The organism is Mesocryomonas fontinalis, from assembly GCF_055730125.2.
The window spans coordinates 212,971-225,666 of sequence record NZ_JBUZWG020000001.1; the positions used below are offsets into that span (position 1 = coordinate 212,971).

General features: G+C 67.6%; 11 protein-coding genes and 1 pseudogene. 3 read left to right on the plus strand and 9 right to left on the minus strand.

Going from position 1 to position 12,696, the window contains the following annotated elements; all coding sequences use genetic code 11:
- The first annotated feature begins 50 nt into the window (after positions 1-50).
- A complete protein-coding gene (locus ACZL02_RS01005) occupies positions 51-1,010 on the plus strand; it encodes a LysR family transcriptional regulator (protein WP_472938336.1) in 960 nt (319 codons plus the stop codon).
- On the opposite strand, the pseudogene ACZL02_RS01010 reads toward ACZL02_RS01005, so the two are convergent.
- Positions 1,007-1,234 (minus strand): annotated as a pseudogene (locus tag ACZL02_RS01010) (flavin reductase family protein); the annotation flags it as partial. The gene ACZL02_RS01005 and the pseudogene ACZL02_RS01010 sit on opposite strands and share 4 nt — an antisense overlap.
- A 171-nt stretch (positions 1,235-1,405) precedes the next feature.
- Here ACZL02_RS01010 and ACZL02_RS01015 point away from each other — a divergent pair.
- A complete protein-coding gene (locus ACZL02_RS01015; RefSeq protein WP_472938337.1) occupies positions 1,406-2,314 on the plus strand; it encodes an alpha/beta hydrolase family protein in 909 nt (302 codons plus the stop codon).
- A 585-nt stretch (positions 2,315-2,899) separates the two neighbouring features.
- Here ACZL02_RS01015 and ACZL02_RS01020 read toward each other — a convergent pair.
- From ACZL02_RS01020 to ACZL02_RS01040, 5 genes are all read right to left on the minus strand, one after another.
- Positions 2,900-3,604 carry a RibD family protein gene (locus tag ACZL02_RS01020; protein ID WP_472938338.1) on the minus strand — a complete coding sequence of 235 codons (705 nt, stop codon included), beginning with the start codon at positions 3,602-3,604 and terminating at the stop codon, positions 2,900-2,902.
- Positions 3,605-3,919: 315 nt separating this feature from the next.
- Positions 3,920-4,780, minus strand: coding sequence for a shikimate dehydrogenase (locus tag ACZL02_RS01025; RefSeq protein ID WP_472938339.1), 861 nt, complete (start codon positions 4,778-4,780; stop codon positions 3,920-3,922).
- Between the two features lie 67 nt (positions 4,781-4,847).
- Positions 4,848-5,864 carry a TRAP transporter substrate-binding protein gene (locus ACZL02_RS01030; protein ID WP_472938340.1) on the minus strand — a complete coding sequence of 339 codons (1,017 nt, stop codon included), beginning with the start codon at positions 5,862-5,864 and terminating at the stop codon, positions 4,848-4,850.
- A 100-nt stretch (positions 5,865-5,964) separates the two neighbouring features.
- Positions 5,965-7,248: a TRAP transporter large permease gene (locus ACZL02_RS01035; RefSeq protein WP_472938341.1), complete on the minus strand. Its 1,284-nt coding sequence runs from the start codon at positions 7,246-7,248 to the stop codon at positions 5,965-5,967.
- 10 nt (positions 7,249-7,258) lie between these two features.
- Positions 7,259-7,825 (minus strand): TRAP transporter small permease, encoded by a 567-nt coding sequence (locus tag ACZL02_RS01040; RefSeq protein ID WP_472938342.1) that lies wholly within the window; start codon positions 7,823-7,825, stop codon positions 7,259-7,261.
- A gap of 279 nt (positions 7,826-8,104) precedes the next feature.
- Here ACZL02_RS01040 and ACZL02_RS01045 point away from each other — a divergent pair, with 279 nt between their 5' ends.
- Positions 8,105-8,806 (plus strand): TetR family transcriptional regulator, encoded by a 702-nt coding sequence (locus ACZL02_RS01045; RefSeq protein WP_472938343.1) that lies wholly within the window; start codon positions 8,105-8,107, stop codon positions 8,804-8,806.
- 21 nt (positions 8,807-8,827) lie between these two features.
- Here the strand turns inward: ACZL02_RS01045 and ACZL02_RS01050 are convergent, their stop codons facing one another.
- The 3 genes from ACZL02_RS01050 to pcaQ form a co-directional block, all read right to left on the minus strand.
- Positions 8,828-10,720, minus strand: a complete 1,893-nt coding sequence (locus tag ACZL02_RS01050) for a bifunctional sugar phosphate isomerase/epimerase/4-hydroxyphenylpyruvate dioxygenase family protein (protein WP_472938344.1) — start codon at positions 10,718-10,720, stop codon at positions 8,828-8,830.
- A gap of 77 nt (positions 10,721-10,797) precedes the next feature.
- A complete protein-coding gene (locus tag ACZL02_RS01055; protein ID WP_472938345.1) occupies positions 10,798-11,640 on the minus strand; it encodes a cyclase family protein in 843 nt (280 codons plus the stop codon).
- A 93-nt stretch (positions 11,641-11,733) separates the two neighbouring features.
- Entirely contained in the window at positions 11,734-12,672 is a 939-nt protein-coding gene (gene pcaQ, locus ACZL02_RS01060) for a pca operon transcription factor PcaQ (protein ID WP_472938346.1), read from the minus strand.
- Positions 12,673-12,696 lie beyond the last annotated feature (24 nt).

Consider the following 12,696-nt stretch of genomic DNA (forward strand, 5'->3'; position numbering starts at 1 on the left):
CAAATGTATTCTTTGGGGGCTCCCTTCCACGAAATGTAAGAACTCTCCTGATGAACCTCACGATCCGGCACTTGCGCTACATCCATGTCGTCGCGCAGTCCGGCAGCGTGCAGGCAGCCTCGCGCCTCCTCAGCATTTCGCAGTCCTCGATCCTCGCGGCGATCGATCTGGCCGAGGGTGAAATCGGCGGGCGGATTTTCGATCGGCGGCCGGCGCGCGGCGTGACGGTCACCCCGGCCGGCGAGCGTTTTCTCGCTGCGGCTCAGCCGATGCTGCTGGCTGCCACCGAGTTCGACCGGGCCATTGGCGATCTCGGCCAGCCGGTGCCGAAGGTCCTGCGGATTGGCTGTTTCGAGCCTTTCGGCGCGCTCTTCATGCCGGACATGCTGCGACTTTATGTCGAGAGCGTCGGCGAAGTGGAGATCGTCCTGCTGGAGGGCGATCAGGTGCAGATCCAGGCCTGGCTCGGCGCCGGGCTGATTGATCTCGCCGTCGTCTATGACATCGGCACGATCGAGGCGACCGGTATCACGCCGATCTGCCGCGTGCCGGCGCATGCGGTTCTCCACGCCGACGATCCGCTGGCGGAGCGGGACGCGGTCTGGCTGGCGGACCTGGCGGAGCGGCCGCTGGTCCTCCTCGACCTGCCGCAGACGGCGACCTACCTGATGACCCTCTTCGACATTCTGGCCAAACGGCCCGAGGTGAGGTTCCGTACGCGGTCCTACGAGACGGTGCGTTCTGCCGTGGCCTGCGGCTTTGGCGTCTCGATCCTGAACATGCGCCCGGTCGGCCGCGCGACGGCGGACGGCAAGCTGATCGCCCGGCGACCTCTGCTCGACGAGTTGCCCGCCCCGACGCTGCTGGTCATCGACATGTACGGCTCGGTCAAACCGCTTTTCGTGCGGGTCTGCATCGACGTCATCCGTCAATTCTTCAGGTGCCTCGGGCCCGCCGGGTTCTCGGTGACGACCCCGGAGCTGGCGCCGACGCTTCTCAGGGGACTTTAGTCTCGGAGCCGAGTTTGATCGGCCCATTCTTCCTTCGACTTCGTCTTGATGTCGAACTGGTCGCGGGTCCTTGCATAGGTGTGGCCGCCCATTCGGCCGACGACATCCATCACCTGCTGGTCGATATGGAGATTCGTCGGGTCGAGGGCGTCGCTCCGAACGAAGAGACCGACCACTTCGCCGAGGATGATCTCGCGGGCGGGGCTGACGCGGAGCACCGAGTGGAGTTCCGGCCGGATTTCACAGGTCTGTCCGGGTTCAGCGGAAGGGGAAAGCAGACGTTCCTGGATGGGCGCACCCTACATCGGCCGTGATCGTCACGACCGCTTCGCCCTGCCACGAAACCGCCGCGAGCCGGGCGCGAATGTCTTGCCTTCGTACAGCGGAGTGTCTCCATGCGTCTCCACCGCCGCGCCGCCATCGCCGCGCTCGCGCTTGCGCCGTTCGTCGCCCGTCATGCCTTGGCTCAGACGCTGGCCCCTGTGGCCTTGCCTGAACCGCCGCTGCTGGGCGGGGACTATCGCGCCGCACGGGCGGCGTTTCGAACGAAGCTTCTGCGACATGATCCTGCACCAGACCAGGGCGATACGCTGGATCCACCGGAAGGAGCGGAACCGCTGCGCTATCGCTCAGCGGGCCGCGACCTCGTCGCCTGGGCGAGCCCGAAAGGCGACGCCTCGTCCCCGACGCCTGCCGTGCTCGTGCTCCATGGCGGCAACGCGATCTGGCACGGCCACTGGCAGGATCTGGCGGTGCCTTTCGTCGCGGCGGGATACCAGGTGCTGATGCCGGTGCTTCGCGGCGAGAACGGGCAGCCCGGCGACTTCTCCGCCTTCTACGACGAGACCGACGACGTGCTGGCGGCGGCCGAGGCGCTGCGCGCGCGGCCGGGCGTCGACCCGGAGCGCGTCTTCGTCGCCGGCCACAGCGTCGGCGGCACGCTGACGCTTCTCGCCGCACTCAGCGGCAACTTTCGGGGCTCGGCCGCGCTTTCGCCCTCGCCCGACACGCGCGTCTTCTTCCAACGCTTCGCCGACGAGGCGCCGTTCGACCTGTCAGATCCACGAGAGATCGAAATGCGCTCGGCCGTCTGCTTCGCCTCCGGCTTTCGCTGCCCGGTTCTGATGTCGCATGGCGACCGGGAAACCCGGTCGAGCGCATCGATCGACCTGACCGTCGCCCGCGCCCGCGCCGCAGGCGGGCATGCCGAGCACCGCGTGGTCGCGGGCGATCACATGGGCTCGATCCCTGCCGGCATCCGCGAGGCGCTCGGCTTCTTCGCCTCGCGATCCGGCATCCGGTAGCCGCTCCGCTTCGTCGGGTGCGGACAAGGAGCCGCCGGCGAGTCGTCTCCTCTGTAGCCTGAGATCAAACGGGGTGGAAAGCGGACGTTCGGCTTCGAGCGGCCTTGCTGGAAAGCGGGCGTATCGCGCCAGCGCGCCCGCCAAGTCGAGCGTCCTGGAAGGATCGAGTTACATTCGGCGCGGCGATGCCGTCGACCGCTTTTCCGTACTCGATCGTAGCGTCCGGCGTCGCTTCAACGGCTCCGATCTGGTCGCAGCGCGACATCATCCGATCATCGCCGCTCCTCTGCGGCTATCGTATGGGTTGCATATCACATTGACGTCATCGAGCATTTGGAATTCTTGAAAGTTCCGTACGGAAATGTACAGAGTTGCATATTGTCCTGTCGCACCCTCAAGGCGGGTAAGCATCAATAAATATTAATAACGGTCTTCGTAAGAAAAATCTGCTGGGAGGGAAATAAATGTCTGAGGCCGTCGCAGTGCCATAGTTCTCCCTGCGGCCGGCCGGAGAGACCGGACTGCAGGAACACCTACCGTCTCAGACGGAGCCTCTCTATTGCGTCCTTTGACCGGTGAGGCGCGTCAGGCGGCTTTCACCGCGTACCGCAGGTGAAGCAGGTCGTGCGCCAGTGGCTCGGCCCCGATCAGCGAGAGCCGGATCCTGCCCTTCAGACCCTCATCCCCAAAGGCGACGATGCCTTGCTCGTTGACCCGGCCGACCAGCGCAGGCGCGAGGATGACGCTGAGCTCGTCGACCAATCCTGCGGCGAAGAAAGAGCCGTTGGTGCTTCCGCCGCCCTCGAGCAGGAGGGTTTCGATGCCGAACGACTGGCGCAAGGTGCGAAGGGCCTCCGCGAGGTCGATCTCCGGTCCGTCGGCCACGATGTAGGAGATCCCGTCGGCCGCGAGCTCCGCCAGATGCCCGTCCGCGACGTCGCTGCCGAGGACCACGATCACCATGTCGCCGTTGATCTCGGCCTGGCGGAAGTGAAGCTTGGCCGACCGGTCGATTGCGACCGCATATTTCCCGCTCCCGCGCGGCGCGATGTGGAGGGGCCGCTCGACGGTCGGCGTGCCCGACGGGGGATGTGGTTCACCCTTGGCCATCTCTGCCATCGTCACCCGGCCGACCAGCCAGGCATCGGCCGACAGGGCGTCATGGACAGCCTCATAGGCGCCATTCCAATCCTTGACGCCGCCGACGGCGCTTTCCGTATAGCGGCTGGGATGAAGTCCGCCGTCGAGGGAGGACATCATGTGGCAGATGATCTTCGGCAGGTCTTTCATGCTTGGTATCCTTGATGTTCGTCGTGCAGGCAGCCGTGACTGCCACGGCCGTCGCCGCCTTGAGCGTGGCCTTCCGGCCCTCCGGCGCGCATATAGGCGAGCCCATCAGGTAGAGCGGCTTTCGCGCAGCGCCACGTCGAAGCAAGATCAAAAGCCGGATGCGGTGATGCCGTCAGCATTGTGGGGGCTGACACGGCGCCCAATCCGTCTAATCCGTTCGGGGCGTCGGGGCGTTCAGACGAGAGCCGCTAGTACAGCTGCCGGCTGGGACCCCGCCCCCCAAACTCCATCGGCCGCGGTCCACCCGTTGCGCTCTCAGGCACCCATTGCCGCGAAGGCGGCGAGCATGCGCTCGGCGTCGGGCTCGACGCCGGTGAACAGCCGGAAGGCGCCGGCGGCCTGGAAGACGGCCATGCCGCCACCGTCGACGGTCCGGCAGCCTTTGCCGCGGGCGAGGCGTAGCAGCGCCGTCTCCAGCGGGAAGTAGACGATTTCGGCCACGAAATGGCGCGGCTCGATCAGATCCGCGTCGAGCGGCAGGCCTGGATGGGCGGCGGTGCCGGTCGGGGTGGCGTGGACGAGGCCCCGTGCCTCGCCCATGGCGGTGCAGAGGTCGGTGCCGGCGCCGACGGCTGCGTCCGGAAACTGCCGCGCCAGCTTTTCGGCGAGATGCTCGGCCCGCGCGAGCTCCTGGTCGAAGATCGTGAGTTTCTGCGCGCCGAGCTGCAGCAGAGCGCGGGCGACGGCCGCCCCGGCGCCGCCGGCACCCAGCTGGACGACATCGGCGAGATCGGCGTCCGGCAGGCCGCGGCGAAAGCTTTCGGCAAAGCCTGAACAGTCGGTGTTGTGCCCGATGCGCCGGCCATCCTGCAGCACCACGGTGTTGACCGCACCGAGTGCCTTGGCCTCCGGCGAGAGCGTGTCGAGTTCGGCGATCACCGCCTGCTTGGCGGGGTGGGTGATGTTGACGCCGGCAAAGCCGCGCTCCTCTGCTTCCCGCAGCAGCGCGGGGAGGGCGGCGAGCCCGACGCCGCGGACATCGAGGTCGATCAGTTCATAGCGGAGCGCGAGGCCGTTGGCGCGTCCTTCCGCCTCGTGCAGCGCCGGCGAGCGCGAGAGCTGGATGCCGCTGCCGATGAGGCCGACCTGGATCGCCTTGGTGTGGGTGTCGAGCATGACGTGGCTTTCGCGCAAAGGGGGATGCCGTGGCGGCGGGCGTGTGCCCGCCGCCACGGGCGTCGGCTTACTTGGTGCCGCGGAGGGTGTTCAGCTGGGCGAGCACCGCGTCGACCGTCTCGGCGCCGATCGTCTCGCGGAACTCGGCGACGACCGGCTCGACCGCCTTGCGAAACGCGTCGAGCTTCTCCGGCGAGAGTTCGATGACCGCCATGTCGGTCTTCTTGATCTCGGCGAGGAAGCCGGCATTGGCGTCGCGCGAGACCTTGCGCTGGTAGTCGCGGGCCTCGGTGGCCGAGGCCTGCAGCAGCGTCTGCTCCTCGGGGTCCAGCTTGTCCCAGAACACCTTCGAGATCAGCACGATCTGCGGGTTGTACTGGTGGCCGGTGAGGGTCAGGTACTTCTGCACTTCGGTGAACTTGGCGTTGACGATGTTGGAGAGCGGGTTCTCCTGGCCGTCGACGGTGCCGGTCTCCAGCGCGCTGTAGAGCTCGGGATAGGGCAGCGGCACCGCGTTGGCGCCAAGTGCGTTGAAGGTGGCGAGCGGCACGGCGGACTGCACGGTGCGGATCTTCAGGCCCTTGACGTCGTCGACGCTCTCGACCGGGTGGCGGTTGTTGCTGAGGTGGCGGAAGCCGAGCTCCCAGAAGCCGAGGCCGACGAGGCGGTGCTCGGGCAGCCGGTTCATCAGATCGGTGCCGATCTTGCCGTCCATCACGGCATCGGCCTCTTCGGGCGTGCCGAACAGGAAAGGCAGGTCGACGACGCCGAACTCCTTCACCGTGCCCGACAGGATGCCGGCGTTCATCACGCTCATCTCCACGGTGCCGCCCTGGATCGAGGCGAGGGTCTGGACGTCGCCGCCGAGCGTGCCGCCGGGGAAGAGCTTCACCGTGATCTTGCCGCCGCTCTTCTCCTTCACCAGCTCGGCGAAGCGCTCCATGCCGGTCACCTGCGGGTGGCCCTTGGAGTTCTGCGCGGCGAACTTGATGGTCCGCTCCTGAATCTCCGCCCCGGCCATCCCGGCCGAGCCGAGGATCGTGGCGAGGCCGAGAGCGGCGGCGATGGTGGTGCTCATGCGCATGGTGTGGTTCCTCCCGAGGGGGACGGATTGTTCCGTCCCGGTTGTGCCCGAAGGCGGTGTGATGGCCCGTGCGGTCAGGCGCGGGCGAAAAGCGACGCGGTCAGCGGCCGGAGAAGAAGGCAGCCGGCACCATGACGAGCGCCGGGAACAGGACGAGCAGCATCAGGACGATCAGCTGCGCCACCATGAACGGCCAGACGCCGCGGATCAGCTTCGCCATCGAGATGCCGCCGACGCCGCAGACGACGTTCAGCACCGTGCCGACCGGCGGGGTTATGAGTCCGATCGAGTTGTTGATGATGAAGAGGACGCCGAAATAGACCGGGTCGATGCCGGCCTCCCGGATCACCGGCAGCAGCACCGGCGTCAGGATCAGGATGGTCGGCGTCATGTCCATGGCGGTGCCGACGGCGACGATCAGCACCATGATGGCGATGAGCAGCAGCGTCTGGTTATCCATCAGCGGCTCGAGCAGCGCCACCATCGCGCCGGGCAGGTCGGCGACGGTGATCAGCCACGCCGAGACCGAGGCGGCGGCGACGAGGAACATCACCACCGCCGTCGTCTTGGCCGCGGCGGCGAACACGCCGAAGAGCATGGACGGCGTCAGCTCGCGGTAGACCACCATCGCCACGAACAGCGAGTAGACCGCGGCGACGACGCCGGCTTCGGTCGGGGTGAACACCCCGAACTTCAGGCCGAAGATGATGATGACCGGCAGCATCAGCGCCCAGAGGCTGGAGACCAGCGCATGCCGCCGCTCGCCGGCGCTCGCGCGCACCGGCAGCGCGATGTTCTCCTTGCGGATGACGACGAGCCAGGCAACGCAGAGCGCCGCGCCGATCATCAGGCCGGGCACGATGCCGGCGAGGAACAGCTTGGTGATCGAGACGCCGCCGACGACGCCGTAGAGGATGAAGCCGATCGAGGGCGGGATGATCGGGCCGATGATCGCGGACGACGCGATGAGGCCGCCCGACATCGCCGGATCATGACCGGACCGCACCATCATCGGCATCAGCAGCGCGGCGAGGGCCGCCGCGTCCGCGACCGCCGAGCCGGACAGGCTGGAGAGGACGCAGGCCGCCAGGATGCAGACGAAGCCGAGCCCGCCGCGGCGGTGGCCGACCAGCGCTACGGCCAGGTTGACGATCCGCTTGGAGAGGCCGCCCTGGTTCATGATTTCGCCGGCGAGCATGAAGAACGGGACGGCGATCAGGGTAAAACTGTCGGCGCCCTGCAGGATGGTCTGCGCGACGATCTGGCCGTCGAACAGATCCATGTGGATCATCAGCGCGACGCCGGAGAGGACGAGCGCGAAGGCGATCGGCATGCCGAGCGCCATCGTGCCGAGAAGCGAACCGAGGAAGACCGCGACGACCATGCCCGTCTCCTCAGCGGCCAGGACCGGCGGCAGCCGGCTTGGGGTGCGGGTGGGCGGCGTCGGCGTCCAGGAGATCTTCGGATTCCTGCACGAGAACGGCGCTGGCGATGTCGATCCGCCCGGTGAGGATCGCGAGGGACTCGACGCCGAGGACGAGGAAGGCGGTGACGGCGAAGACGACGACCGGGATCATGAACCAGCTCATCGAGATGCCGGCGGCCGGTGTCACCGCCGTCCAGGTCAGCATCGCCTGCTCGAGGCCGCCCTGGAACAGCAGCACGCAAGCGACGAGCATCAGGGCGTAGCCGAGGAGGACGCAGGCCTTCGCGGCAAGGGGCGGCAAAGCCCGGATGAGGCTGTCGATGCCGATATGGGCATGATCGCGCAAGGCAAGCGCCGCGCCGAGGAAGATCAGCCAGACGAAGGCGAGCCGCGACAGTTCCTCCGACATGGTGATGCCGCTGTTCAAGGCGTAGCGCAGCACGACATTGCCGAAGACCAGCACGACCATGCCGGCCAGAAGCAGCACGATGGCGACCTTCAGCAGGGCGAAATAGGCATCGACGATTCGCTTCATGACCAGATGTCCTCCCGAACCGATCGGCGCATTCGCGCTTGTTCTGTCCCCCGCCTGCATCGCGGCGGGCTTCCCTCGGGAAGTTCCGGTCGCGCACGGCGGAGACTTGTCATCGCGGCAGCCGCTCCACCCTGCTGCCCCGACGGGAAGAAAGATGTACTAACCGGTTCGTTAGGTCAAATGCTGAGTTTCGTGGTAGGCCGGAAGGTGTTCGGCATGTCACGGTATAGGCGGTCAGGTGATATCTGTCGAAGTCGGGTCCGGAACACGTGGGGCGAGATGACAACTGAGAGTTCGGACGGGGTGTCGGAGCGGCCCGTCGGCGACCAGAGCGGTGGCGGGGCAGCCGCCGTCCGCATCGGCCAGCGCGACCGCACCGAGCAGACCCGGAGCGACATCCTGCGCGTCGCCTGCGAGGAATTTGCCGCGAACGGGCTGTCGGGCGCCCGGGTCGATGCGATCGCCGCCCGCACCCGCACCTCCAAGCGGATGATCTACTATCACTTCGGTTCGAAGGAGGGGCTCTACCTTGCCGTTCTGGAGGACGCCTATGCGGCCATCCGCAAGGTCGAGGACGAGCTGAAGCTGGCCGAGCTCGATCCCGTCGAGGCGATGCGAAGGCTGATCGACTTCACTTTCGACTATGACGAGGCGCACCCCGCCTTCATCCGCCTGGTGACGATCGAGAACATCCACCGCGCCGAGCACATGCGCCAGTCGACCAGCCTCAGCCGGCTAAATGTCTCGGTGATCTCGACCATCGAGACGATCCTCACCCGCGGCAAGAAGAGCGGCGTGTTCAACCGCGCGGTCGATCCGATCGACCTGCACATGCTGATTTCGTCCTTCTGCTTCTTCCGCGTCTCCAACCGCCATACGTTCGGCACGATCTTCGGCCGCGACCTCGCCGAGCCGACGGCCCGCGCCCGCCAGAAGTCGCTGCTGCAGGACGCCGTCCTGGCGCTGCTGCGGACCGCCTGACGCGGGCGGCTCGGGCGATGGCTACCGCGTCGGAATGCCGGCGGGTGAGGAGCGGGACTGGGTGGCCAGCCGGATCGCCGCATTGGCCGCCCCGAGGCCGCGATAGCCGCGCCGCTCGACGATCTCGATGAAAAAGCCGCCGTCGAGCGCCTTCAGGTAGATCTGGAAATACTCGCCGGCCTCGTCGCGGTCGTAGAGGACGCCGGCGCGGCGCATCGCGTCGAGCATCTCGGGCGCCAGGTCGAACTTCGCCTCGCGGTCGTCATAGTAGTTCTGCGGGATGCGCAGGAGCTCGACGCCGTTGGCGCGGAGAGTCTCGACGGTCTTCATTATGTTTTCGGTGCGGAAGGCCACATGCTGGACGCCCGGGCCGACGAACTGGCTGACGAAGCGGGCCGACAGCGTGCGGACCGACTGCGAGCCGTTGAGCACGACGCGCAAGCTCCCATCGGCATTCTCCAGCACCTGGCTCAGCACCAGCCCGCCGGGATCGGGTACCTCGATCGGCGGCATGACCTTCAGATCGAAGATCGAGTGGTAGAACAGCGTCCAGGACAGCATGTCCTCGTAGCGCACGGTCTGCGCGACATGGTCGACCACTGCTAGCCCCGCGCCGTGATGGCTGTTCCAGCCTGGCTCGAGGGCGAAATCGATCTCCCACTGCCGCTCCAGCGCATCGTCCTCGGCGGCGAGATAGAGGAGGCTGCCGCCGACGCCGCGGATCGCCGGCAACTCCAACTCACCGGGGCCGACGGGCTGGCGGAAGGGCGCGGCGAGCAGTCCCTCGGCCCGCTTGAGCGCCGCTGCGGCATCGGCCATGCGAAGCCCGAGCGCGCAGACATTGGTACCGTGGACGACGTAGGACGAGTGGGCGAGGCCTTCCGTCTCGGTGTTCACCACGACGCGCAGATCGCCTTGTGCGTAGAGGTCGACATCCTTGGAGCGGTGATGCCCGGCATGGCGGAAGCCGATCGACGTCAGCAGCGCCGAAAGTCTCGTCGCCGAAGCACGGTCGGTGGCGAACTCGCAGAAGGAGACGCCGCTGGTCTTTGCCGGCGGGGGAAACGGCTCCTTCTCCGAGGGGCCATTCAAGGCGCGCCCCTCCGCCTTCAGCCGGTCCATCAGGAAGAACAGCGAGCGCCGCCCGTCGACCGCCGTCTGGCGGGCCGAGCCGGCGCGGAACTGGTCGTTGAAGATCTCCAGCGAGTAGTAGCCGGCATAGCCCGTCGCCTCGACGGCGGCCATGAAGTCGGCGACCGGCAGCTCGCCCTGGCCTGGCATGTTGCGGTAGTGCCGGCTCCACGAGAGCAGGTCGAGGTCGAGCTTCGGCGCATCCGCCATCTGGACGATGAAGATCTTGTCCTTCGGGATCGAGCGGATCGAGCCGGGGTCGATGCCGCGCGAAAGAGTGTGGAAACTGTCGAGGATCAGGCCGACATTCGGATGGTCGGCGCGCCGCACGATCTCCCAGGCATCGCGGTGGTCGCTGACATAGCGGCCCCAGGCGAGGGCCTCGTAGCCGATGCGCACGCCGGCGGCCCTCGCGATCTCGCCGAGATCACGCAGATCGTCGGCGGCCCGGTCGATGCCGCCGAGCGCCAGCGGCGAGACGGTGGAGCAGATCAGGATGAGGTCGGTGCCGAGCTCGTTCATCGTCTCGAACTTGCGCCGAGCCCGGTCGAAGGCTTTCGCGCGCTGCGGCTCGGGCAGGCCCTCGAAGTCGCGGAACGGCTGGAACAGCGAGATTTCCAGCCCGGCATCCCGCACCATCTTGCCGACGTCGCGGGCGCCGAGATCGAAGGCGAGGAAATCGTTCTCGAAGATCTCGACGGCATCGAACCCGGCCGCCGCCGTGGCGCTCAGCTTGTCGGCAAGGTCGCCCGAGAGGGAGACGGTGGCAATCGAGGTCTTCATGGCGTGGCTCCGCTGGGCGAGGGACCCGGCCGGGTCGCAAGAGGCACCGGCCGGCGGTCTTCAGATCGTCTGCCGGCTCAGACGAGGGCGATGACCCGGCTGGGGCCGCCAGTGCCGCCCCGGACCTTCGGGCCGGCGACGACCAGCATCGCGCCCTTCGCGGGCAGGTCGTCGAGCCCGGCGATCGCCTCGACGCCCCAGCGCCCGCTGCCGAGCCACTGGTAGTGGACGGGAAAGTCGCCGGCGGAGGCGAGGCCCCGGTCGAGCGACAGCGTGTCGACGGCGATCCCCTTGACCCGGCGCTCGGTGATCAAGAAGTCGGCCGTCTCGGCGTGGAAGCCGGGCGTATGGTTCCGGCCCTCGGCATCGCGCCCGGTGAACTTCGGCTGGTCGAGAAGCCTGTGCCAGCCGGAGTTCATCGCCACGCAGCAACCCTCGGGAAGCTCGCCGTTTTCGGCTTCCCAGGCCTTGATGTCGTCCGGCGTCAGGGCCGCGTCGGCGTCCTCCGCCGCCCGGGCGCGGATGTCGATCACCGCCAGCGGCACCACGAGGTCGGCGATATCAATCATGTCGACGCTCATGCCGTTCTCCGAGAAGTGCAGCGGCGCGTCGATGTGCGTGCCGGTGTGCTCCATCAGCGTCCAGCGGTGGAGGTTCACCTTGTCTTTCGCCCAGGTCACCGGCTTCTCGACCGTGAACCACTTCTCCCCGCTAAAGGTCGGAAAGCCTTCGAACAGCGTGTGGGTGAGGTCGTGGACCTTCGAGAAGCGAAACTCGGGTGCGGGGGCGGCGGCCTGCGCCGGCGGGCTGAGGCCGAGACCGGCGGCGGCGAGCCCCAGGCCAAGGCCGAAGCCGCCCTTCAGGAGGCCGCGGCGTGTCGCCGTCTCGCAGACGGAATGCAGACAGTTCGGGGGGCACATGCGTCGACTTCCTCCCAGAATGGCTCCCGCTTGTCCCAGCGGGTCTTTCCGAAAGTGTACGAACTAGTTCGTGATTGCAACATCGGCGCCGGGTCACTCGCCGGAGTTGGCCTGCTCTGCCCGGATCTCCGCGGCGACCAGCCGCAGGTTGGCGAGGAGCAGCTCAGCCGAGGGCGACAGCGGCAGGCCGGCGCGGGTCGAGATGCCGACCGGGCCGAGCGTGTCGGCCGTCGGGATGGCGAGGAGGGTCATCACCCCGGCGCGCACGTCCTCCAGCACCACGCCCTCGGAGATGATCCATAGCGCATCGGTCGCGCGGACATATGTGCGGCCGAAAGCCAGCGAGACCGTCTCGACGATGGAGGCCGGTCGCGGAAGGTTGGCGGCGAGGAAGAGCCGGTCCACCGTCGGGCGGATCACCGAGCCCGGCGGCGGCATCAGGCATTCGAACCGGCCGATCTCCGCGCCGGGCGAGGCGAGCCCCGCCAGCGGGTGGCCCGCCCGCGCGGCGAACACGATCCGCTCGGAGTAGAGATGCTCGAACAGCAGCCCGGTCATCTCCTCCGCGGCGCTCATGCGGCCGATGACGATGTCGAGGTCGCCTTGCCGCAGCTGTGCCATCAGGTAGGCGGTCGGCCCGGTGACGATGCGCGGCGCGGCGCGGGGCCCATGCGCGCGGTAGCGCTGGATGGCGGGCGGCAGCAGACGCGCCGAGACCGTCGGCAGCGCGCCGACCCGCACCGGCAAAGCCTCGGTGGCGCCGAGGCCCTCGAGCTCCTCCACCCCCTGGCGCAGGGCCGACAGGCTCGTCTCGGCGTGGCGCAGGAACATTTCGCCCGCCGGCAGGAGGAAGCCGCCGCGCCGCGACCGGTCGAGCAGCGTCACCCCGAGGATCAGCTCCAGCTCCTTCAAGGTCTTCGACACCGCCGGCTGGGTGACCGAGAGCACCCCGGCGGCGCGCCCGATGCTGCCCTCCCGCGCGACGGTGACGAAGGTGCGGAGATGGCGAAGGCGAATCGAGGATGTCAGCATGCACCATAACTCCCCGGTTATATC

What these genes read in the sequence shown, in the direction of transcription:
- ACZL02_RS01025 (WP_472938339.1), bottom strand. Translation starts at nt 4,780, where the DNA reads ATGCTCGACACCCACACCAAGGCGATCCAGGTCGGCCTCATCGGCAGC.
- ACZL02_RS01020 (WP_472938338.1), bottom strand. Translation starts at nt 3,604, where the DNA reads ATGAAAGACCTGCCGAAGATCATCTGCCACATGATGTCCTCCCTCGAC.
- ACZL02_RS01045 (WP_472938343.1), top strand. Translation starts at nt 8,105, where the DNA reads ATGACAACTGAGAGTTCGGACGGGGTGTCGGAGCGGCCCGTCGGCGAC.
- ACZL02_RS01050 (WP_472938344.1), bottom strand. Translation starts at nt 10,720, where the DNA reads ATGAAGACCTCGATTGCCACCGTCTCCCTCTCGGGCGACCTTGCCGAC.
- ACZL02_RS01055 (WP_472938345.1), bottom strand. Translation starts at nt 11,640, where the DNA reads ATGTGCCCCCCGAACTGTCTGCATTCCGTCTGCGAGACGGCGACACGC.
- pcaQ (WP_472938346.1), bottom strand. Translation starts at nt 12,672, where the DNA reads ATGCTGACATCCTCGATTCGCCTTCGCCATCTCCGCACCTTCGTCACC.
- ACZL02_RS01040 (WP_472938342.1), bottom strand. Translation starts at nt 7,825, where the DNA reads ATGAAGCGAATCGTCGATGCCTATTTCGCCCTGCTGAAGGTCGCCATC.
- ACZL02_RS01030 (WP_472938340.1), bottom strand. Translation starts at nt 5,864, where the DNA reads ATGCGCATGAGCACCACCATCGCCGCCGCTCTCGGCCTCGCCACGATC.
- ACZL02_RS01005 (WP_472938336.1), top strand. Translation starts at nt 51, where the DNA reads ATGAACCTCACGATCCGGCACTTGCGCTACATCCATGTCGTCGCGCAG.
- ACZL02_RS01015 (WP_472938337.1), top strand. Translation starts at nt 1,406, where the DNA reads ATGCGTCTCCACCGCCGCGCCGCCATCGCCGCGCTCGCGCTTGCGCCG.
- ACZL02_RS01035 (WP_472938341.1), bottom strand. Translation starts at nt 7,248, where the DNA reads ATGGTCGTCGCGGTCTTCCTCGGTTCGCTTCTCGGCACGATGGCGCTC.